The organism is Bacillus cereus group sp. MG4 (genome assembly GCF_040460055.1).
In the GTDB taxonomy this organism is placed as follows: domain Bacteria; phylum Bacillota; class Bacilli; order Bacillales; family Bacillaceae_G; genus Bacillus_A; species Bacillus_A wiedmannii.
Genome location: NZ_JARVGZ010000001.1, coordinates 3748275 through 3770379, shown reverse-complemented (window position 1 = coordinate 3770379; position 22105 = coordinate 3748275). Strand labels below are relative to the sequence as shown.

Here is a 22105-nt window from a genome sequence, read left to right as displayed (position 1 = left end):
CATAAAAAATGGAAAATTTAACATTTAATACTTTACAATAATAATTGTATAATATAAACCCATTTAATACAATTTTTAGGATTTCTAAAAACAGTAATGGTATGCGTAGTTTTATTTAGGTATAGGTTGCAGTAAAAAATTATTTTATTTTTTTAAGCTATTCTAAATGCACAATTACCAAAATGGGAATATAAGTATAACATTTTAAAAATCAGGGGGTTCCAAGGCATGAAAAAAGGTATTTTGGAAAGTTGGAAAAGAATTATTATTATGGTATTGATTACTGGGATAGCATTGAGTTCGTTCTCTTTTAAGGCTAATGCTCAAGAATTTAAAGGTAATTTTACTAAAGAAGAAACACAGGTATTAGAAAAAGTTGCATCCTTAGAGAAAACTGCTACTGAAGTAAATCCCTCAGAAGCTCTAAATTTTAAAAATTTGTTTACTAAGGGATTAGAAAATGGAGATATTTCTATTAGTGTTCCTAAAGAAATTTTAGATTTAGAAAACATTAAAGTATTGAACATTCCTGCAGAGGGGAAAACTTTTACAACTGTTACCGTACCAATGATTGGGGAAAATTATAACTTTTTTAGTAATATCACTGTAGTTTATAATTCAAATAATACTATGGAGAATTATCAAGAAACTTTAATTACAAAGTCTGTGAATAATACGTTTGAATTTACAAGTTATGCAGATGGGGAAAAAGTAAAACATGAAGTATCTGATGTGGAATATGTTTCTAATGAACAACTAAAAAAAGAGTTGAAAGATTTGGAAAATGTATCTGATAGTCTTATACAAAGAGGTACAGGTAAAATTGTTGGGTGTTTAGTTGCAGTATTAGGTGTTACTAGTGGAGTTGGATATCTTATTGTTGGGGCTTGTATGGGATCATGTCCTGCTGCACCACCTATATGCGCAGCCTGTGTCGCTGGTTTTGCTGCTCTAGGTGGAGCAAGTATGAATAACATAGTAAAATGTTTCAATTTATAAATTGGATGAGTAATGTTTATCTATTTATGGTAAGTAATAATGTGGAGGCTATTTTTTGAAAAAATTAAAAAATAAAGTAATTATTCTAACATTATTGTTGGTAATAACTATTTTAGGAACTATAATTTATTCTTGGGGACAAAAAAATGTTGGCGAACCTCTTATTGAAGTTAGTAACCAAGAGCTGGTACAACTTTTAAATAACAAAGAAAGTTTTTCTCTTTATATTGGAAGACCTACATGTCCACAATGTAAAGAGTTGGAGCCAATTTTAAAAGATCTTTTAAAAGAGTCAGATAGAAAAATATATTATTACAATATAGATGATGCTAGGGCAGAAAATGAAGCCGAGATGAAAAGATTGATTAAATCTTTAGGTGTAACTGTAGTTCCAACAATAGAGTATATAGAAAATGGACACGTAGCTGATAAAATTGTGGGGCTACAAAAAGAACAAGAAATAAAAGCGTTTTTACAGAAGTATAAAGTAAAGGAATAGTTGGTAATATACTTCGTTGCAAATTAAAACACTTTCATAATATTCTGATTAATTTATAGTAAAATGAAAACTTTTAGTGAGGTGTTATTTTGACAGATATATTTTTAATATTAATTCCTTTTCTCTCTACATGTATGATGATTCTTACTTTTATTTATGCAATAAAAGAGTTTTCTAAATCTACAAAACAAATTATTAGTAGAATAGATGCTACAGAACAAAAATTAAATAGACTAATAAAATTACTTGAGAAATAAATTCTTAAAATAATCTCAATAAAATATTTTAGGAAATAAAAGATTTCCTTTATTAAACCAACTCCCTCTAAAATGGACAGTTTAATAAAAAGACCTTTAAAAATTAAGCACTAAAAAGGTTGGTTCCGGTCAAATACCGGAACCAACCTTTTAATTTACAATAATAATATTTATAAATATACGCCTTCATATAATTCTTTATAGTGGGCTAAAGGGAATTAAAAGTAGGAAAATCTTTCTATAATCTAATTGGCGACGTACACCAACATTTCCACGAGTTCAGAAGGCTCAATAAATAATTCAATCAAAAACTGTTTGCTTTTTCAAATAAATTTTCTCTATATTATAAAAAACTAAAGTGAAAATAAATTCTCCTCTTTACCATTTTATTTAAACATAACATCCTAATTAAATTATTATTTTTTATGACAATTTACCGTTACTTATGATACGGTTCACCTTAATTAAAATGAAACAGTGTAACTTTCAAAAGTTACACCGTCTCACTACCTTCTACCACATCAACACTCGCCTCAAACTTATCAAGCAATGCACGCACTTCATTCGTTGATTTCGTACTCATCAATTGATTTCTTAGTTCAGCAGCTCCAGGGAAGCCTTTTACATAAATTTTGAAGAAGCGGTGAAGCCCTGTGATGGAACGTGGTAGTACTTCTGCATATTGATCTTGAAGATCAAGTTGTAGTCTTAAAAGATCTAGATGCTCTTTACTGCTATGTTCTCTTGGTTCTTTTTCAAAAGCAAATGGATTTTTAAAGATACCTCGTCCGATCATTACACCATCAATGCCGTATTTTTCAGCAAGTTCCAGCCCCATTTTACGATCAAGGATGTCTCCATTGATTGTTATTAACGTATTTGGTGCAATGCGATCACGCAATTTTTTAATTTCCGGAATTAGCTCCCAGTGCGCATCGACTTGGCTCATTTCTTCTCTTGTACGCAAGTGAATAGAAAGGTTTGCGATATCTTGTTTGAAAATATGCGTTAACCAATCTTCCCATTCGCTTAACTCTTTAAAGCCCAGTCGTGTTTTTACGCTGACAGGTAGTCCGCCTGCTTTTGCTGCTTGAATAAGTTCTGCCGCAACGTCTGGACGTAGAATAAGGCCACTACCTTTTCCTCTTGATGCTACGTTCGGTACAGGGCAACCCATGTTAATATCGATGCCTTTAAATCCTAACTCTGCCATACCAATACTCATTTGGCGAAAATATTCAGGATTATCTCCCCAAATATGCGCCACTATCGGCTGTTCATCTTCTGTAAAAATTAAACGGCCACGTACACTTTTCATACCTTCTGGATGACAATAGCTATCCGAGTTTGTAAACTCTGTGAAGAATACATCTGGGCAACCAGCCTCACTTACTACGTGACGGAAAACAACGTCTGTCACATCTTCCATTGGTGCAAGTACGAAAAATGGTCGTGGTAAATCACGCCAAAAATTATCTATCATTTCAAATTCAAATCCTCTCACTATGAATGCAATTTCAAACTCTCAATTTATAATTTATGAAAATCAGCAATATTTATTTTAACTAAAATCGCTTATAAATGGTATTTTTGTAAACCAAAAAGCAGATGGTATAGATTCTCCTATATCAACTGCTTTCCTATTATACCAACTTAAGCCAAGCTACACACTCCACATGAGTCGTATGCGGGAACATATCAACAGGTTGTACTTCCTGCGTTTTATATCCGCCTTCTTCTAGTACTTTTAAGTCACGCGCTAATGTTGCTGGGTTACATGATACGTATACGACGCGTTTTGGTTTCATGTCGATGATTGTGTTTAGTAGTGCATCATCACAACCTTTACGCGGTGGATCTACGACCATTGTGTCGGCGATTATGCCTTCTTTGTACCATTTTGGAATAACTACTTCTGCTTCTCCTACGCCAAACTCAGCGTTTGTCATGTTGTTTAGTGCTGCGTTACGATTTGCGTCTTCGATTGCTTCTGGGACGATTTCAACGCCGTACACTTTTTTCGCTTTTTGCGCTAGGAATAAGGAAATTGATCCAATTCCGCAATAGGCATCAATTACTGTTTCGTTGCCATCTAGTTTTGCATATTCTAACGTTTTATCATATAGCACTTTCGTTTGCTCTGGGTTTACTTGATAGAATGAACGTGCTGAAATTGCAAATTTAATGTCACCGATAAAGTCATAAATGTATTCTGATCCGTACAGTACTGTCGTCGTGTCTCCGAAGATTACGTTTGTACGTTTCGTGTTTACGTTTTGAACAATCGATTTTACTTCTGGGAATTTCGCAGCAATTTCTTCAATGATTGCTTTTTTGTTTGGTAATTCTGCTGTACGAGTAATGAAGACAAGCATGATTTCCCCTGTTACTTGTCCGTAACGAGCCATTACGTGGCGAAGTGTTCCTTTGTTACGCTCTTCGTTGTATGCCGAAATACCGTGTTTTTCACAAATACGTTTTACTTCCTGGATTAATGTATCGTTTTCTTCTGCCTGAATTAAACATGATTCCATATTAATAATGTCATGTGTTCCTTGGCGATAGAAACCAGCTACAAGTCCACCTTCACGTTCTCCAATTGGTACTTGTGCTTTATTACGGTATACCCATGGGTTCTTCATACCAAGTACAGGGTGCACAGGAACATCGCTTAATCCGCCAATGCGCTGCATAACGTCACGTACTTGTTTTTCTTTCGCTTGTAATTGTCCTTCATATGTTAAGTGCTGAAGCTGACAACCGCCGCACTGATTGTACACTGGGCATTCTGCATCTTTACGATATGGGCTCTCTGTATGAAGCTTCATTAAACGACCGAATGCGAAGTTTTTCTTCACTTTAATAATTTTAATTTGTGCTTCTTCACCTGGTAATCCGTTTTTAACGAAAATAGGATAGCCCTTTACTTTCGCAACACCGGCACCATCATGTGTTAAATCTTCAAATACTACATCTATAAAATCATTTTTTTCAACTGGTGGCGTCATTTTTGTACTCATTTTCCGACCTCTCTTTTTCATAACACTGCGTTACATTTTATCATACTTATATGGTCTATTTCTATCGGAAGAAAAAAAGCTATTGACGATAGTTCTCTGTTAATGTTACGCTACTACTAATTTAATACGGACGATGTTACCTCATATATACTCGATAATATGGATCGAGAGTTTCTACCCGGCAACCTTAAATTGCTGGACTATGGGGAAAACTAATGAATATTAGCCTATGTGCAAAAAAGGACTCATATTGATTAGCTTTCTCTCATAGATGAAAGTGAATCCATATGGGTCTTTTTTTATTTTTATTTTTCTAAAAGGTCAGACATCTTACGTATGACATAAAACCTCTTTGTTTTATTTTTAGTAATATAACGAGCGTTTTATGTACAAACTTTATACGAACTTCTGAAAGGGGCAACTACATGCAATATGTAATGAGCATTATCGGTATTCTTGTCGTTTTAGGTTTATGCTTTGCTTTGTCAAACAATAGAAGTAAAATCAACTTCCGTGCAATTGCTATTATGATTGGTTTCCAAATTTTAATCGGTTGGTTTATGTTTGGCACAAAAATTGGTCAACAAATTATTATCTTCATTAGTAAAGTTTTCAACAAACTAATTAAACTTGGTACGACAGGCGTCGATTTTCTCTTTAATGGAATTCAAAGAGATTTTGTCTTTTTCTTAAATGTATTATTAATTATCGTATTTTTCTCAGCACTACTTTCTATCTTTAGTTATTTAGGTGTTTTACCATTCATCGTTCGCGTTGTCGGCGGTGCAATTTCAAAAATTACTGGTTTACCACGCGTCGAGTCATTCCACGCAGTAAACTCTGTATTCTTCGGTTCAAGTGAAGCGTTAATCGTTATTAAAAACGATTTACAGCATTTTAACAAAAACCGTATGTTTATCATTTGTTGTTCTGCAATGAGTTCCGTTTCTGCTTCTGTTACAGCATCATACGTAATGATGTTAGATGCGAAATATGTACTAGCAGCTCTTCCACTAAACTTATTCTCAAGCTTAATCGTTTGTTCGCTATTAACACCAGTTGATACGAAGAAAGAAGATGAAGTGATTCAAAAATTTGATAGAACTTTATTCGGAGACAGCTTTATCGGCGCAATGATTAACGGTGCGCTTGATGGTTTAAAAGTAGCTGGTATCGTTGCTGCATTAATGATTGCCTTCATCGGTGTGATGGAAGTTGTAAACTACGTAATTAGCGCAGCTTCAGGTGCAATGGGCTATGCTGTTACTTTACAACAAATCTTCGGTTATATACTTGCTCCATTCGCATTCTTAATGGGTATTCCAACTCAAGATATTATCCCAGCTGGTGGAATTATGGGTACGAAGATTGTATTAAACGAGTTTGTAGCAATCCTTGATTTAAAAGGTGTTGCATCAACATTATCTCCACGTACAGTCGGAATCGTTACAGTATTCTTAATTAGCTTCGCAAGTATTAGCCAAATTGGTGCGATCGTTGGGACAATCCGTGCTCTTTCTGAAAAACAGGGAAGTGTCGTATCTAGATTCGGTTGGAAAATGTTATTTGCATCAACACTTGCTTCTATTTTATCTGCAACAATCGCTGGATTGTTTATTTAATAAAAACTCCACCTTACTTCTCCTTTTCCAAAAGGAAATTTAGGTGGAGTTTTTTACTTTCTTCTATATGTATTTTTATGTAAACCTCACCAGAAAAATACAAGTTATTATTTCCGAATTATTCCAAAAAGTGTATTCCCCTATATATTCTATAGTGATATGATGTACAAGGGTATAATTCAAATTTTTAAAATCGAAAATTTGAATTAGTGTCACTTATACGAATGATAATTTCAAGACATAAGTGATGATAATTAAAACACAATAGAAGGATGATAGAATGAAAAAATATACATATATCGCTTTACTTTCTTCTGCTATTCTCGTAGGTTGTAGCACTAGTGATAAACAAATAAAAGAAGCAACGGCGAAACAAACAGTTGAACAAAAAAAAGCGAAAGCGGTTGAACTGCCTTTAACACAAGGGATTATTACATGGGATCCGTATGAATATAACGCACAAAACACCACGCTTTATACAAAGGATTTAAGAGATTCATTCACACAAGTACGTTACACTATTTGGCGTACTGCTGATGGTCCTGAAAACAAACAAACTTTTACTTCACAAGAAAAAGAACGTGACTTTGCCCTCCCACTACATTTAAAATCATTTCATTTAAAACGTGGCGAATTTCAAATTGAAACAGTAGGAATCAAAGAAGATCATACTGAAACAAATCTAGTAACATCTAAAATTACATTCCAGCAACATGTACCCGTATTAATGTACCATGCGATTGAAAAATACCCTGGACCAAGTGATGGGGATTACGGCTTATACGTACCACCTGAGCAATTCGAAAAACATATGCAATATTTAAAAGATAACGGTTATACGATGCTTACATTTGAACGTTGGAATGATATAAATCGTGTAAATAAACCTGTTTTTGTAACGATGGATGATGGTCGAAAAAATAATATGAACGCTCTTCATATTTTACAAAAATTAAAGGATGATAGATTTCAACCTACGGCTACTGAATTCCTTACTGCAAATGAGATAGACAAACCAAATCGTCTATCAACAGATGAGATAAAACAAATGATGGATTCAGGCATTTTTTCTATTCAATCACATACTGCTAATCATACGATGATGGCTCATTCAAGCAATTATGATGAGGAATTACGTAGTTCGAAAGAAAAAATCGAAGCCCTTACTGGTAAAAAGGTCATCGCTCTCGCCTATCCAGTAGGTTCTTATAATGACCCAGCTGTTGAAGAAACAAAAAAACATTATGAGTTCGCAGTAACTACTGATCACGGTAATCACATTACAAAAGGGATGCCAAACGAACAGTACTTAATTAAACGCCACTTTGTAGGGCCTAATACATCAATGGAAAAATTCATATCTCTTATAAAGTAAAACTTTAATCAGTGGGGGTTTTGTTCACCCCCACTGATTATTAGCCCTCACCAATCGAGCTTTTACGGGCAGTTGATTCCCCCCACCTAACCTCTTTGCTTTTGCTGAATTCTGAGGTGGGGTCTTACTGCTCACAAATAGCGGAATAAAGTAAACTTTACTAAAAGATGGTAGAAATACCTCTATTAAAAACCTATCTCATTACTAAAATGATATGATGAACAAGGGTATGTCCCCACCTCCCTTACAGCGGTGGGGATTTTAAATACGTATGCAACATAATACACAATAGAAGGTGATTTTATGAGAAAATACGCAGCAATTGCTTTATGTACGTCTGCCATTCTAGCAGGTTGTAATACTAGCAATGTAAGTCAAGAGCCTAAAAAAGAGAAAAAGGTTCAAGAGACTAAGAAACAAGAAGTGACCGTACAAGAACAAGGTAAAATTTCTTATCATCCGATTACACACGAATCTACAAATACTACTATTCATATGACAGATATAAAGGATACTTTAACTGAGGTACAATATAAAATTTGGCACACAGCTGATGGGAAGGAAAGTGCTAAATCTTTTCCTTCTAAAGAAAAGGAGAAACAATTTACACTTCCTTTTGACATAAAAGAATTTGAAGGAAAACGCGGTGAATTCCAAATTGAAGCAATAGGAATGAAAGAAGATGGGAAAACGATCCCTCTCACGAAATCTACTATTACTTTCGAGCAAAAGGTTCCCGTTCTTATGTACCATGCAATCGATGATTATCACGGACAAGGCATTAAAGATTTATTCGTATCCCCCGCTAACTTTGAAGCCCAAATGAAATATTTAAAGGACAACGGCTATACATTACTAACTTTTGAACGCTGGGGCGATATAAATAAAGTGAATAAACCTATCTTTGTTACATTTGATGACGGTATGAAAAATAATATGAATGCATTTCATATTTTACAAAAGCTAAAAGACGATACGTTTAAACCAACAGCAACAGAATATATGATTGTTGATAACGTTGATGTAGAAGGATCACTTTCTACATCTGACATAAAAGAAATGGTTGATTCCGGCATTTTCTCTATGCAATCTCATACTGCAACACATGCAGACTTGCCGAAAATTACAAACTATGAAGAAGAATTAAAAGAATCAAAGGAAAAACTAGAGAAAATAACAGGTAAGCCTGTTATTGCAGTTGCTTATCCATTCGGTCATGTGGATGATAAAGTTGTTGCAGAAACGAAGAAATATTATCAATTTGCGACGACAACAAAATCTGGAAAGTTCATTACGAAAGGTGAACCCGATGAGTTGTTAAAAATGAGTCGTGTTCGCATACACCACACGACGACTGTAGAACAATTTGCTTCTTCGATTAAATAACGATGAGAGCTCAATATATTTTGAGCTCTCTTTTTACGCTATATTTATATATATTTTTTGAATTTTCTTGTATTATATATAGTAAGAAATCTTTTAAATTAAAGGAGATTATACATATGTCATTTGAACAAACGTTAGAGAAATATGCTGCTCTTGCAGTCAATGTTGGTGTTAATATTCAACCCGGACAAACATTATCAATTAGTGCACCTCTTGAAGCTGTACAATTTGTGCGCCTCGTTACAGAAAAAGCATATAAATCTGGCGCAAAACACGTATATGTTGATTGGAATGATGAGACGTTAACACGCTTAAAGTTCGATCTAGCTCCTGAAGAAGCATTCGCTGAGTTCCCATCTTGGAAAGCACACGCTCGTGAAGAATTAGCAAAAGAAGGCGCTGCATTTATGTCTATTTATGCAGAAAACCCGGCTTTATTAAAAGGTGTAGAAGCAACGCGTATCGCAACAGCTCATAAAGTAGCTGGTGAAGCAATGAAAGTATACCGTGATTACGTACAAGCTGATAAAGTAAGCTGGTGTGTCATTTCTGTTCCTACGAAAGAATGGGCTGCGAAAGTATTCCCTGACGTTGCACCAGAAGAACAAGAAGCAAAACTATGGGATGCTATTTTCAAAGCTACTCGTGCGGATTTAGAAAATCCTGTGGAAGCATGGAAAGAACACGATGAAACGTTACATACAAAAGTTGATTACTTAAACGAAAAGCATTATAAAGCCCTTCACTATACAGCTCCTGGAACAGATTTAACGATCGAACTTCCAGAAAAGCATGTATGGGCTGGTGCTGGTAGCTTAAATGAAAAGAACGTACCATTTATGGCGAACATTCCAACTGAAGAAGTATTTACAATGCCACTTAAAACAGGTGTAAACGGCCAAGTATCTAGCACAAAACCGTTAGCATTTGCAGGTAATATTATCGATAACTTCACGTTAACATTTGAGAACGGACGTATCGTAGATTATAAAGCTGAAACTGGTGAAGAGGCTTTAAAACATTTAGTAGAAACAGATGAAGGTTCTCACTTCTTAGGAGAAGTAGCTTTAGTACCTCATGATTCACCAATTTCAAACACAAATGTTTTATTCTACAATACGCTGTTTGATGAAAACGCATCTTGCCACCTTGCAATCGGAAGTGCTTATGCTTTCAACTTAGTTGGCGGAAAAACAATGTCTAAAGAAGAACTTGCCGAAAACGGAGCAAACAATAGTATTACACACAATGACTTCATGATTGGATCAGCTGAGCTTGATATCGATGGTATTACAGATGATGGCAGACATGAGCCTATCTTCCGTAAAGGTAACTGGGCATTTTAATATAAAAGGAGGCTATTCTCAGGGATAGCCTCCTTTTATTATGTCATTTTTTGTCGGTAAATCGATATATTTCAAAAATCGCTGATATAAATTGAGTTACGTTCGATATATTTTAAAAACCGCTGATATATTTGGAGTTACGTTCGATATATCCAAAAAATCGCCGATATAATTCATTTACCAATGCACCGTCCCTAAGCAATGTCACAAAACGAAACTACTACTTATGATGCCGATGAAACCTTAAGCCCAATTACTCCTAAAACAATAAAAAGAATACAAAATGCTTGGAATAAGTTAATGTGCTCTTTGAAGAAATACACGCTAATGATTGTAATAAGTAATGTTCCTACACCAGACCAAATCGCATAAGCAATACTTAAATGAATTTTTTTGACAACGATAGCAAATACGCTGAAACAAATTCCATAAAATACGAAAATAAGTACACTTGGAACAAGCTTTGTTAAACCATTTGATAGTTTCATCGCAATTGTTCCAGCTACTTCAAAAATAATTGTAACAAGTAATAATAACCAATATACCATACTAGAATCTCCTTCTCTGTTACCTTATAGAGATTCTAGTATACTACTTATAGTCCTAATGAAATATATTTAATTTCTAAATATTCCTCGATACCGAAATGCCCTCCTTCACGGCCAATACCACTTTCTTTAAAGCCACCAAACGGTGCTTGTGCAACTGATGGAAGTCCATCATTTAATCCGATAATACCGTACTCTAATGCCTCGCTAACTTGGAATGCTTGACTAATATCTTTTGTGAAAATATAAGCAGCTAAGCCATATGGTGTATTATTTGCACGTTCGATTACTTCTTCAACCGTTTTAAATTTCGCAACTGGTGCTACTGGTCCGAATGTTTCTTCATTCATACAAAGCATCGTATCGTTCGCCAATCCAATTACAGTTGGTTGCATAAAGTGTCCATCTAGCTCTGCAACCTTTTGACCACCAAATAAAACTGTTCCACCCTTTTGAATAGCATCTTCAATATGTTCCTGTACTTTCGAAACTGCATTCTCGTCAATAAGTGGTCCTACAGTCGTTCCATCACCGAAACCGTCTCCTACTTTTAACTGCCCTACTGCCTTTTGGAACTTCTCTACAAACAATTCATACACTTCTTCCTGAACAAATACTCGGTTTGTACATATACACGTTTGTCCTGCGTTACGGAATTTCGAACCGATTACCGCCTCTACAGCTTTATCTAAGTCCGCATCATTCATAACAATAAACGGCGCGTGACCACCTAACTCAAGTGAAACCTTTTTCATCGTTTGTGCAGCACTAGCCATTAATTCTTTCCCAATCTCAGTTGATCCTGTAAAGGAAACTTTTCGAACACGTCCATCTTCCATCCACGTATCAGCAATTGCTTTCGCACTGCCTGTTACAATATTTATTACGCCTTTTGGAATGCCCGCTTCATGAGCTAATTCAGCTAATTTCAACGCAGTTAATGGCGTTTGACTTGCAGGTTTTACAACTGCTGTACATCCTGCTGCAAGCGCCGGGGCTACCTTTCTCGTAATCATAGCAGCAGGGAAATTCCAAGGTGTAATAGCTGCCATAACCCCAACTGGTTGCTTCATAACTAAAATACGTTTATTTGGATGAGAAGCAGGAATCATTTCACCGTATACGCGTTTTCCTTCTTCTGCATACCATTCAACAAAGCTATTTGCATAATTCACTTCACCAAGTGCTTCTGCAAACGGCTTTCCTTGTTCCCTCGTCATAATCGCTGCAATCTCTTCTTTATTTTCATCGATAAGTGTGAACCATTTTTTTAACTTCACTGCACGGTCTGCCGCTGTTAACTTAGACCATGATTTAAAAGCTTCATGAGCAGCATCAACAGCTTGCTTTGCCTCTGTTACCCCGCCCTTTGGTACCGTCGCAAATATTTCCTTCGTTGCTGGATTATTTACTTCGATTTGTTCTTGCAATGTAATCGACTCACCATTTATATACATCGCCTTTTTCTCTACATTTACAAACGTCGCTTTTTTATCCACTGTTTTCTTCCTCCTCTATAAGTTTCTTTATCTTCCTAGTGGCAGCAGATTGACTTATTTTTAAAAACTCCGCTACTTTATAACTCGATCCATATGTTTTATATGCTTTCAAAATAATATTCCGTTCTACTTCTTCTAACATTTTATAGAGACTTTGACCGGACTGTTCAACCGTTGATTCTTGCATCGCTATTGGCAAATCTTCTATCGTAACGATATCATCAGCAGTTATAACAATTCTCTCAATCACATTTTCAATTTCTCGATTATTTCCTTCCCACGGGTAACCAACAAACATTTGTAATGTGCTAGGTGCTAATTTTACATTCCGGCCATATTTCTCGTTAAAGTGCTGTAAATAATGATAAATGAGCGGCAAAATGTCTTCGGTTCTTTCCCTGAGTGGCGGAATTAAAATTGGAATGACATTCAGACGATAATATAAATCTTTCCGGAATGTTCCTTGTTTCACCATCATACTTAAATCTCGATTTGTTGCCGCTACAATTCTAACATCCACTTTTTTTAATTCTCTTCCCCCAATAGGACGAAACGTTTTTTCTTGCAACACTTGCAAAAGTTTCGCTTGAATTTCAAGTGGCATTTCGCCAATTTCATCTAAGAAAAGAGTTCCTTTATGAGCTGATTCTAATAATCCCTTTTTTCCTTCACGATTCGCACCTGTAAAAGATCCACCTGAGTATCCAAAAAGCTCTGATTCAATTAAATTCGTTGGCAATGCCGCACAATTAATTTCATAGAAACTTTCATTCTTCCTGTTACTCACTTCATGTAAATGACGTACTAATCGACTCTTCCCTACTCCTGTCTCACCTAAAACGAGAACTGTACTATCTACCACGGATATTTTCTTGATTGTCTCGACTATTTTTTGCATAGCGATACTTTTAAAAATAAGTCCTTCATGTTCATATGTTTCTCTTAATTCTTTTTTATATGTTTTTAACTGATTATCCATTTCCTCTACCTTTTGACGTAATTGGTAGAGCTCTGTAAGATCACGAGAATAACTAATTACTCTTCTTAAATTTCCCTCATTATCAAAAACAGGCCTTGTACGAACGTGTAAATACTCTCCTGATTTTGTCGTTTGAACGAGTTCAATCGGTCTCTTTTTTTCAATTACTTCTAACGTTGCCGATGGATAAAAGATACCATCCTTCTGCAATTCTTTCACATGCTTACCTACCAACTCTTTAGCAGCTAGTTGATAGTGCCTTTCACATGTACTATTTACACGCACAACGATTCCCTTTTCGTCAGTCACAAAAATTTCGTCAAACGCATATTCAAATACATCTTGTAAATCCATTAACACTCGTTCCTTTTCTCCAACCATCCTAGCCACCCCTAACTTCTAATCCATCGATTCACTTCACTACCTTTATTATAAAGTGAATTTTCTGCATTTTATATAGAGTTAGCTAGAATGTTTGCGATTTATTATTTAGCTTTTAAACACGAGCAGTATTTGCTTTCTCATAACAGACTTGCAATGATTCTTCAATTATTGTTAATCCTTCTTCGAGTTGCTCATCTGTAATAACTAATGGCATTAATACACGAATAACATTACCGTATGTCCCTGCTGATAGTAGGAGTAATCCGCGTTTATTTGCCTCTGCGCACAAATTAGCTGTTAACGTTTTATCAGGTGCTTTCGTCTTCCGATCTTGAACAAGCTCGAATGCACACATTGCTCCTAAACCACGCACATCACCGATGCAATTATATTTATTTTTCATCTCTTCGAATCGATTCATTACAACTTTTCCTAATTCTATCGCTCTATCATTTAAATTCTCTTTTTCTATTACATCAAGCACTGCTAATGCCGCTGCACATCCTAGTGGGCTTCCTGCATACGTTCCACCCAGCTCTCCTGGCGCAGACTCATTCATAATTTCCTTGCGCCCAATAACGCCACTAATTGGTACACCAGCCCCTAATGATTTAGATACCGTAATTAAATCTGGAACGACATCATAATGATCAATGGCAAAGTATTTTCCTGTACGGCTAAATCCTGTTTGAATTTCATCAGCTACAAATAAGATGCCGTGTTCTGAACAAATATTGCGTACTTCTTGCACAAACTTCTTACTTGGAACGATAAATCCGCCTTCCCCTTGAACAGGTTCCATTACAACGGCTGCAATTGTTTCTGGTGCTACTTCTGATATGAAGAAATTCTTAAACTCTTCAATAATAAAGTCATCGTACTGCTCTTCCGTTAATCCTCCTGGACGGCGATATTCGTACGGAAACGGCGCTTTATATACTTCTGGAGCGAATGGGCCAAATCCAAATTTATATGGCTTTACTTTACTTGTCATCGTCATTGTCATTAATGTACGCCCATGGAATCCTTTAGAAAATGCAATAATACCAGGTCTTTTTGTATATTTACGAGCGATTTTCACTGCGTTTTCAACCGCTTCTGCACCACTATTTAAAAATAGTACTTGCTTATCAAAACTTCCTGGTGCTAATGCCGCAAGTTTTTCTGCTAATTCAATATATGGCTCATACATCATGACATTAAATCCAGTATGAATGTATTGATCTACTTGTTTATGGAGCGCTTCTTTAACAGCTGGATGACAATGTCCTACGTTAATTGTTCCGATTGCTCCCGCGAAATCAATGTACTGATTGCCATCAACATCTGTTACAAGAGAACCATTTGCAGATTGTACAAACGTTGGGATGCCGTTACTTACTCCTTTTGGTACTATATTTTGGCGGCGTTCTAATAAAGACGCTGCTTTCGGTCCAGGAATTTGTTCATTTACTTTAGCAAATTTTTTTGTGTTCATTACGTACCCCATCCTTTTCTTTACATTGTTTTCTCTTTTCATTGCAAAATGTATGCCAACATTCTTTTCCAGCATTCATCCTACATGCCTTCTATTTCAACATAAAAAATAAGTCTATAGAGACTCATTAAGAGTCCCTATAGACTTATTTTTCTTACACATTAGACTTTCCTTGTTCCCAAATAAACTCACCTGAATGAGAAATAAAATCCCCAACAGATTGTACTACTAAATCCGCAAGTGGTTCTAACGTTTGACGATCTCCTGTTCCAGACAGTACTCCAATTGCATAGCAATCGCCGCCATTTTTCGCTAAATATAAATCAGTTGGTGTATCTCCAACGACCGCTACTTCACACGCCTCTAAATGAAATCTTTCACAAAACGATTCTACAATTCTTTTATCTGGTTTTTGTGCTGGAAACGTATCTGAAGCTACAACATAATCAAAAAAAGAATCTAATTGATACTGTTTTAAAAATAATTCTGTCGGTGCGAAATCATCAGCTGTAACAACACCTAAAATAAACCCTTTATCCTTTAAAGTTTGTAAAATTCTCGGTAAATCCGCAGTCATTTTCATATAGGAACGATGCTCGTACATAAGAGAAAATAACTTTTCACTTACCCACTCATGCATCTCCTCTTCCTTAGATGACGTAATATACTTACAAAGCCCCTTTGCTACATCGAGGCTTGTTCCAGCAGCTATTGCACTACGAGGATGAACAAATGCCCCATCCACACCGATTTCTTTTAATAAAGCCTGCTGCATTGACTGTGGGAGTTGATATAATTTTATACATTCAGCGACAAGCTCTTCAGCTACTTTTATCCAAATTGAATGAAAATCCATTAATGTCCCATCTTTATCAAATAGTATTGCCTTTACCTTCTCCATAGCATCCTACCTCTCGTTTCTTATCTCCTCCAGTGTATCAATAAAGTATGGATATAAAATAAACGAATTGTAAAAATACCATAAAAATCAAACTAACTTCCAATTTACAATTCCTCTATATAATAAAAAGGATGCCTTTACAGGGCACCCTCTTGTTGTTCAGGAACAAATAGTTCAAGACAATGATATATATTTTCGAATTCCATCGGTGCATCTCCACCGTATTCACCGTCTAAGTTAATCATTAGTTTATCTGGTGAATGCACTTTAATTCGATTTGCTTGTGTGTATAGTACTTTTGGATTGTTAATATGTTCACCACGCTGCGCTTGTGTTGCTGCTTTAATTAAGTCAGCAATAGAACCTTTTTTCAGTACTAATAAATCAAATAATCCATCGTTAATCGATGCATATGGTGCTACCTTTTCAAAGCCGCCCACTGAACGAGTATTCGTAATTAAAAACATCGTAATTTCTTCTTGTAGTAATTTCCCATCATACTCAATTTCAACATATGTTGGATGTAATGACGGTAACATTTCGATTCCTTTTAAATAGTAAGCAAGTTGGCCTAATACCGTCTTTAGCTTGCTTGGCACTTCATATGTTAATTCTGTAATACGGCCGCCACCAGCGATATTAATGAAATATGTATCATTCGCTCTACCAAGATCTAACGGAACTGTTTTCCCTTCACAAATAATATCCGCAGCCTCTTCAATAGCACGAGGTACACCGATCGCACGCGCAAAATCATTTGTCGTTCCAACTGGAATAATTCCAAACTTCGGACGATGTTCATGTCCTACTAAGCCGTTCACCACTTCATTTAATGTACCATCACCACCAGCTGCGATAACAACATCAAACTTACGATCCGCAGCTTGCCTCGCTGCCACAGTCGCATCTCCAGGACCAGTTGTCGCATGACAAGACGCTTCATATCCAGCTTGTTCTAATTTTTGTAATACTTCCGGTAAGCTCTTCTTAAATAGCTCACGCCCAGAAGTAGGATTATAAATAATTCTTGCTCGCTTCATCATTTATTAGCACAGGAAATTTCTTTATATATTGAAAAAGAACATACCGAACTTCTATTCAGTATTCCCATGCCTACCTCCTCTCATCTTCCTATCCTTCTTTTATCTCGCTCAAACAGGCAGTAAGAACCCGATTCGTGTAGTCCATCAAAAATAAATATTCATTTCAATGGTTTTGTTTTATTTGACAAAAAATTTATGTCCGTCTATTTCCTCACAACAATTTACATATAACGAATAATAATTATCTATTATTTCATGAGATGAAAAAAAAACCTCTATGTCTAGATTTATCATTATTCCCACCTTTTTGCAACTATCATACCATAGTTGCTATACAAACATTTTTACACTTTTGACAGTTAATCAAACGTTTGTTTAAACGATTCTCTCTCATTTAAACAAACGTTTGATTAACCTAGAAAAACACCCATGTACGGGTGTTTTTCTGCTTAATCTTTACAAGTTATTACTATTATCGCTTATTAATCTCTTCAAGTAAGATTTTGTTAACAAGCGGTGGATTTGCTTGTCCTTTTGTAGCTTTCATAATTTGACCAACTAAGAAGCCAATTGCACGGTCTTTACCGTTTTTAAAGTCTTCGATAGATTGCTCATTATTATCAAGAATTTCTGTTACAACTTTACGAAGTGTGCCTTCGTCAGAAATTTGAACAAGACCTTTCGCTTTAACGATTTCTTCTGGGTCTCCACCTTTTTCAATTAATTCGTTAAATACTTTCTTCGCGATTTTAGAAGAAATTGTACCTTTTTCAATTAATTGAACCATTTTAGATAAACCAGCAGGCGTTAATGCAACGTCTTTTAATTCTTTTTGTTGCTTGTTTAAGTATGCAAGCACTTCACCCATTAACCAGTTTGATGTTAGTTTCGCATCTGCTCCATCTTCAATTGCTGCTTCAAAGAAATCAGACATCTCTTTCGTTAATGTTAATACGTGTGCATCATAAGCTGGCAAGCCAATTTCTGCAACGTAGCGAGCTTTACGTGCATCTGGAAGTTCTGGAATCGAAGCACGAATTTCTTCTTTCCACTCATCATCAATGTAAAGTTCAACTAAGTCTGGCTCTGGGAAGTAACGGTAATCGTCAGATCCCTCTTTCACACGCATTAAGATTGTTTTCTTCGTTGCTTCATCATAACGACGTGTTTCTTGTTGGATGATACCACCAGATAACAATTCTTTCTCTTGGCGCACTTGCTCGTGCTCAAGACCTTTTTGTACGTAAGTGAATGAGTTTAAGTTTTTCAGTTCCGCTTTCGTACCGAACTTCTCTTGTCCAACTGGACGAAGGGAAATGTTCGCATCACAACGCAAGGAACCTTCTTCCATCTTACAATCAGATACGCCAGTGTATTGAATGATTGATTTTAACTTCTCTAAGTATGCATATGCTTCTTCTGGCGTACGCATATCTGGCTCAGATACGATCTCGATTAAAGGCATACCTTGACGGTTGTAGTCTACTAATGAACCATCAGCTGTATGCGTTGATTTACCAGCATCTTCTTCTAAATGAAGACGTGTAATACCGATACGTTTCTTTTTACCGTCTACTTCAATTTCAATCCAACCATTTTCACCAATTGGCTTATCGAATTGAGAAATTTGGTAAGCTTTCGGATTATCTGGGTAGAAATAGTTTTTACGGTCGAACTTCGTTTCCGTTGCGATTTCACAGTTTAATGCCATTGCAGCTTTCATTGCAAAGTTAACTGCTTCTTTATTTAAAGTAGGAAGTACCCCTGGGTATCCTAAGTCAATTACACTTGTTTGTGTATTTGGCTCCGCTCCGAATTCTGTTGGACTCGCAGAGAAAATTTTCGAATTTGTTTTTAACTCAACGTGAACCTCTAAACCAATAATTGTTTCTAAATTCATCTATGCTCGCCTCCTTACAGACTTGCTTTTTTTGTATGATAGTCTGTTGCTTGCTCAAACGCATGTGCAACGCGGTAAATTGTCGCTTCATCGAAGTGTTTACCAATGATTTGTAGACCAAGTGGCATGTTGTTAGCACCGAATCCACATGGAACAGAAATCGCTGGAACACCCGCTAAGTTTACTGGGATTGTTAAAATGTCATTTGCATACATTGTCATTGGATCATCAACTTTTTCGCCCACTTTAAATGCCGGAGTTGGCGTTGTTGGTCCAATAATAACATCGTAGTTAGCAAATACATTTTCAAAGTCGTTTTTAATTAATGTACGTACTTGTTGTGCTTTCTTGTAGTATGCATCATAGTAACCAGAGCTAAGTGCAAATGTACCAAGCATAATACGACGTTTTACTTCATCACCAAAACCTTCGCTACGTGTGTTTTTGTAAAGGTCTAATAAATTATTTACATTATCAGAACGAACACCGTAACGTACGCCATCAAAGCGTGAAAGGTTAGCAGATGCTTCCGAAGAAGATAATAAGTAATACGTTGCTAGAGCGTATTTAGAGTGCGGAAGAGATACTTCCTCCCAAGTTGCGCCCATACCTTCTAATACTTTTAAAGCAGCTAGTACTGACTCACGAGCTTCTTCGCCAACACCTTCTCCTAAGTATTCTTTCGGTACAGCAATGCGTAAACCTTTAACGTCGCCTGTTAAACCAGCTAAGTAGTTTCCTACTTCAACGTTAGCAGAAGTTGCATCCATACGGTCAATACCTGAAATAGCTTGTAATAAGTATGCATTATCTTCTACTGTACGTGTAATCGGTCCGATTTGGTCAAGTGAAGATGCGAATGCTACTAATCCGTAACGAGATACGCGTCCGTAAGTTGGTTTTAAACCTACAACGCCGCAATATGCAGCTGGCTGACGGATAGAACCACCCGTATCAGAACCTAGAGAGAATAATACTTCTCCTGCTGCTACAGCTGCTGCAGAACCACCACTAGATCCGCCTGGAACGTAATCTAAGTTCCATGGATTTTTCGTAGCGTAGAAACCTGAGTTTTCATTTGAAGAACCCATTGCGAACTCGTCCATATTTAACTTACCGATTGTAACTGTGTCAGCAGCTTTTAGCTTTTGCACAACTGTTGCATCATAAATTGGATCAAAGTTTGCTAACATTTTGCTCGCACAAGTTGTACGAAGACCGTTAGTTACAATGTTATCTTTTACACCAATTGGCATACCGAATAATAAACCATTATCTTCAGCACCAATTTTTGCGTCTAATTCTTTCGCTTTCGCGCGTGCGTTTTCTTCATCTAATGTAAGAAAAGCTTTTACGTTATCTTCAACATCCGCAATACGTTTGTAAGATTCTTCTACTAAATCCGTAACGGAAATTTCTTTGTTGTTTAACTTCTTATGTAACTCTGATACGGAATGATCAAATAATGACATCGAAATTCCCCTCCTCTATTCTAATACTGCTGGAACACGGATTTGATTATCTTTGTGATCCGGTGCATTTTTTAATACTTCTTCGATTGGTAAACCTTTTTCTGGTACATCTTCACGCATAACATTTTTCATAGTTAATACATGAGTGGTTGGTTTTACATCAGTTGTATCTAATTCATTTAACTGTTCTGCAAATGTAACAATTGCATCTAGTTGTTTTTGAAATTTTTCAGCTTCTTGATCAGTAATTGCAAGACGTGCTAAATGTGCTACGTGCTTTACATTCTCAACGGAAATTCTTGACACGGCTAGGCCACCTCCATAATATATCGTTCAATCTACAATACTATTGATGATACCAAATTTTCAGTACTTCAAGCAAGTCAACACACGGCACTTACTGCATTTTTACATAAAAAAAGAAAGGCGAATGCCTTTCTTTACGATTTACTCTTTATCTAACGGTTTATTTTTCGGAAATCTCTCGTTATCTTCTTCATTATCACGAATTGTTTTTTGTAATACAAAACAAGACATCGTTAAAAATAATGTTCCAATTAAATAATATCCTTTTACACTAAGCGTTTCATCTAACGTATAAATTCCAATTAGCATACCTGAAAGCGCGCAAACAAATGAAGTCCATGCTAAAAACGTGAACGCTTGCGTATTACGTCTTCTCATCGTTCTCCCCCTCGTTAGCTGTGCATCCATTATAGATAAGTATATTTACCATGATGGATTTTTATGTAAATTCTAGTTTTATATTTATAAATCTACCATTTCAAAGTTAGTTTTCTGTCTAATCTGAAAAAACAATCAAAACTATTGACATTTATTTCAATTCTGCATAAAATAAAAACAAATATTACGAACCTCGAAATATACGGGAGTGGAAATAATTGTTGCAATATGAACATTTTTTAGACTTACTGCTTGATAACGCCAAGAAACTTTTTTATCCTGAAGAATGGGTAAGCCTAGATTTAACACTTTCTAAAACAGAAGTATTTTGTTTACTTTGGATGGAGCGAAATACAGATATTACAATGACAAAAATTGCTGACCTTCTTGATATACCGATGAGTACAACGACAGGTGTTGTAAATCGCCTCGTAAAAAAGGGATATATTGAAAGGTACCGTGATGAAAACGACCGACGCATTGTATTAATTCGTTTAACAGAAAACGGCGTAACGCTCGTCCAAGAAGTAAAACAAAATGCAGCCCATTACTTTAACCTAGTGACAGAAGCATTATCAGAAGAAGAAAAGGCATTCTTACTACAAATCTTCCAAAAGATCATGAATCACATCGCTACGTCACAGCAAAAAACAGAAGAAAAGGTTTCTACACCTAAAATGAAAAACATTCCGATTGAATAAAACCCTAGTTGGG

Annotated in this window: 19 protein-coding genes and 1 riboswitch; of the genes, 7 read left to right on the top strand and 12 right to left on the bottom strand. The window is 35.9% G+C overall.

The window, feature by feature from the left end; all coding sequences use genetic code 11:
* Window positions 1–228 precede the first annotated feature (228 nt).
* Together QCI41_RS19850 and QCI41_RS19845 are read left to right on the top strand one after the other, a co-directional pair.
* Window positions 229–999 (top strand): hypothetical protein, encoded by a 771-nt coding sequence (locus QCI41_RS19850; RefSeq protein ID WP_353836873.1) that lies wholly within the window; start codon window positions 229–231, stop codon window positions 997–999.
* Between the two features lie 55 nt (window positions 1000–1054).
* Window positions 1055–1498, top strand: coding sequence for a thioredoxin family protein (locus QCI41_RS19845; protein WP_353836874.1), 444 nt, complete (start codon window positions 1055–1057; stop codon window positions 1496–1498).
* Window positions 1499–2248: 750 nt separating this feature from the next.
* On the opposite strand, the gene QCI41_RS19840 is transcribed toward QCI41_RS19845, so the two are convergent.
* Both QCI41_RS19840 and rlmD read right to left on the bottom strand, forming a co-directional pair.
* Window positions 2249–3238, bottom strand: a complete 990-nt coding sequence (locus QCI41_RS19840; protein WP_353836875.1) for a tRNA dihydrouridine synthase — start codon at window positions 3236–3238, stop codon at window positions 2249–2251.
* A 160-nt stretch (window positions 3239–3398) separates the two neighbouring features.
* Window positions 3399–4775, bottom strand: a complete 1377-nt coding sequence (rlmD, locus tag QCI41_RS19835; RefSeq protein WP_016133496.1) for a 23S rRNA (uracil(1939)-C(5))-methyltransferase RlmD — start codon at window positions 4773–4775, stop codon at window positions 3399–3401.
* A gap of 121 nt (window positions 4776–4896) precedes the next feature.
* Window positions 4897–4998: riboswitch (purine riboswitch) on the top strand.
* Window positions 4999–5200: 202 nt separating this feature from the next.
* Between rlmD and QCI41_RS19830 the strand changes: the two genes are divergently transcribed.
* From QCI41_RS19830 to QCI41_RS19815, 4 genes are all read left to right on the top strand, one after another.
* Window positions 5201–6397: a NupC/NupG family nucleoside CNT transporter gene (locus tag QCI41_RS19830; RefSeq protein ID WP_001200511.1), complete on the top strand. Its 1197-nt coding sequence runs from the start codon at window positions 5201–5203 to the stop codon at window positions 6395–6397.
* Between the two features lie 280 nt (window positions 6398–6677).
* A complete protein-coding gene (locus tag QCI41_RS19825; RefSeq protein ID WP_353836876.1) occupies window positions 6678–7772 on the top strand; it encodes a polysaccharide deacetylase family protein in 1095 nt (364 codons plus the stop codon).
* Window positions 7773–8075: 303 nt separating this feature from the next.
* Window positions 8076–9158: a polysaccharide deacetylase family protein gene (locus QCI41_RS19820; RefSeq protein WP_353836877.1), complete on the top strand. Its 1083-nt coding sequence runs from the start codon at window positions 8076–8078 to the stop codon at window positions 9156–9158.
* A gap of 116 nt (window positions 9159–9274) precedes the next feature.
* A complete protein-coding gene (locus QCI41_RS19815) occupies window positions 9275–10504 on the top strand; it encodes an aminopeptidase (protein ID WP_353836878.1) in 1230 nt (409 codons plus the stop codon).
* 224 nt (window positions 10505–10728) lie between these two features.
* Here the strand turns inward: QCI41_RS19815 and QCI41_RS19810 are convergent, their stop codons facing one another.
* The 10 genes from QCI41_RS19810 to QCI41_RS19765 form a co-directional block, all read right to left on the bottom strand.
* Window positions 10729–11052, bottom strand: a complete 324-nt coding sequence (locus QCI41_RS19810) for a DMT family transporter (RefSeq protein WP_000263259.1) — start codon at window positions 11050–11052, stop codon at window positions 10729–10731.
* Between the two features lie 47 nt (window positions 11053–11099).
* Window positions 11100–12551 carry an NADP-dependent succinate-semialdehyde dehydrogenase gene (gene gabD / locus QCI41_RS19805; protein ID WP_353836879.1) on the bottom strand — a complete coding sequence of 484 codons (1452 nt, stop codon included), beginning with the start codon at window positions 12549–12551 and terminating at the stop codon, window positions 11100–11102.
* Entirely contained in the window at window positions 12544–13911 is a 1368-nt protein-coding gene (locus QCI41_RS19800; protein WP_046953724.1) for a sigma-54 interaction domain-containing protein, read from the bottom strand. The genes gabD and QCI41_RS19800 overlap by 8 nt, the downstream gene beginning before the upstream one ends.
* 115 nt (window positions 13912–14026) lie before the next feature.
* Window positions 14027–15391 (bottom strand): 4-aminobutyrate--2-oxoglutarate transaminase, encoded by a 1365-nt coding sequence (gene gabT / locus QCI41_RS19795; RefSeq protein ID WP_353836880.1) that lies wholly within the window; start codon window positions 15389–15391, stop codon window positions 14027–14029.
* 154 nt (window positions 15392–15545) lie between these two features.
* Window positions 15546–16292, bottom strand: coding sequence for an HAD family hydrolase (locus QCI41_RS19790; RefSeq protein ID WP_353836881.1), 747 nt, complete (start codon window positions 16290–16292; stop codon window positions 15546–15548).
* Between the two features lie 137 nt (window positions 16293–16429).
* The gene (locus QCI41_RS19785) at window positions 16430–17335 is read right to left on the bottom strand and encodes a diacylglycerol kinase (RefSeq protein ID WP_000977670.1); all 906 of its coding nucleotides are present in this window, start codon (window positions 17333–17335) and stop codon (window positions 16430–16432) included.
* Between the two features lie 472 nt (window positions 17336–17807).
* Window positions 17808–19235, bottom strand: coding sequence for an Asp-tRNA(Asn)/Glu-tRNA(Gln) amidotransferase subunit GatB (gene gatB / locus QCI41_RS19780; protein WP_001047688.1), 1428 nt, complete (start codon window positions 19233–19235; stop codon window positions 17808–17810).
* A 14-nt stretch (window positions 19236–19249) separates the two neighbouring features.
* Window positions 19250–20707 (bottom strand): Asp-tRNA(Asn)/Glu-tRNA(Gln) amidotransferase subunit GatA, encoded by a 1458-nt coding sequence (gatA, locus tag QCI41_RS19775; protein ID WP_000051449.1) that lies wholly within the window; start codon window positions 20705–20707, stop codon window positions 19250–19252.
* A 15-nt stretch (window positions 20708–20722) separates the two neighbouring features.
* Entirely contained in the window at window positions 20723–21013 is a 291-nt protein-coding gene (gene gatC, locus QCI41_RS19770; RefSeq protein WP_353836882.1) for an Asp-tRNA(Asn)/Glu-tRNA(Gln) amidotransferase subunit GatC, read from the bottom strand.
* Between the two features lie 141 nt (window positions 21014–21154).
* Window positions 21155–21391 (bottom strand): YiaA/YiaB family inner membrane protein, encoded by a 237-nt coding sequence (locus tag QCI41_RS19765; RefSeq protein WP_001254393.1) that lies wholly within the window; start codon window positions 21389–21391, stop codon window positions 21155–21157.
* A 218-nt stretch (window positions 21392–21609) separates the two neighbouring features.
* Here QCI41_RS19765 and QCI41_RS19760 point away from each other — a divergent pair, with 218 nt between their 5' ends.
* A complete protein-coding gene (locus tag QCI41_RS19760; RefSeq protein WP_000942488.1) occupies window positions 21610–22092 on the top strand; it encodes a MarR family winged helix-turn-helix transcriptional regulator in 483 nt (160 codons plus the stop codon).
* The last annotated feature ends 13 nt before the right edge of the window (window positions 22093–22105 follow it).

What these genes read in the sequence shown, in the direction of transcription:
- QCI41_RS19850 (WP_353836873.1), top strand. Translation starts at nt 229, where the DNA reads ATGAAAAAAGGTATTTTGGAAAGTTGGAAAAGAATTATTATTATGGTA.
- QCI41_RS19840 (WP_353836875.1), bottom strand. Translation starts at nt 3,238, where the DNA reads ATGATAGATAATTTTTGGCGTGATTTACCACGACCATTTTTCGTACTT.
- rlmD (WP_016133496.1), bottom strand. Translation starts at nt 4,775, where the DNA reads ATGAGTACAAAAATGACGCCACCAGTTGAAAAAAATGATTTTATAGAT.
- QCI41_RS19830 (WP_001200511.1), top strand. Translation starts at nt 5,201, where the DNA reads ATGCAATATGTAATGAGCATTATCGGTATTCTTGTCGTTTTAGGTTTA.
- QCI41_RS19825 (WP_353836876.1), top strand. Translation starts at nt 6,678, where the DNA reads ATGAAAAAATATACATATATCGCTTTACTTTCTTCTGCTATTCTCGTA.
- QCI41_RS19820 (WP_353836877.1), top strand. Translation starts at nt 8,076, where the DNA reads ATGAGAAAATACGCAGCAATTGCTTTATGTACGTCTGCCATTCTAGCA.
- QCI41_RS19815 (WP_353836878.1), top strand. Translation starts at nt 9,275, where the DNA reads ATGTCATTTGAACAAACGTTAGAGAAATATGCTGCTCTTGCAGTCAAT.
- QCI41_RS19810 (WP_000263259.1), bottom strand. Translation starts at nt 11,052, where the DNA reads ATGGTATATTGGTTATTATTACTTGTTACAATTATTTTTGAAGTAGCT.
- QCI41_RS19800 (WP_046953724.1), bottom strand. Translation starts at nt 13,911, where the DNA reads ATGGTTGGAGAAAAGGAACGAGTGTTAATGGATTTACAAGATGTATTT.
- gabT (WP_353836880.1), bottom strand. Translation starts at nt 15,391, where the DNA reads ATGAACACAAAAAAATTTGCTAAAGTAAATGAACAAATTCCTGGACCG.
- QCI41_RS19790 (WP_353836881.1), bottom strand. Translation starts at nt 16,292, where the DNA reads ATGGAGAAGGTAAAGGCAATACTATTTGATAAAGATGGGACATTAATG.
- QCI41_RS19785 (WP_000977670.1), bottom strand. Translation starts at nt 17,335, where the DNA reads ATGATGAAGCGAGCAAGAATTATTTATAATCCTACTTCTGGGCGTGAG.
- gatB (WP_001047688.1), bottom strand. Translation starts at nt 19,235, where the DNA reads ATGAATTTAGAAACAATTATTGGTTTAGAGGTTCACGTTGAGTTAAAA.
- gatA (WP_000051449.1), bottom strand. Translation starts at nt 20,707, where the DNA reads ATGTCATTATTTGATCATTCCGTATCAGAGTTACATAAGAAGTTAAAC.
- QCI41_RS19765 (WP_001254393.1), bottom strand. Translation starts at nt 21,391, where the DNA reads ATGAGAAGACGTAATACGCAAGCGTTCACGTTTTTAGCATGGACTTCA.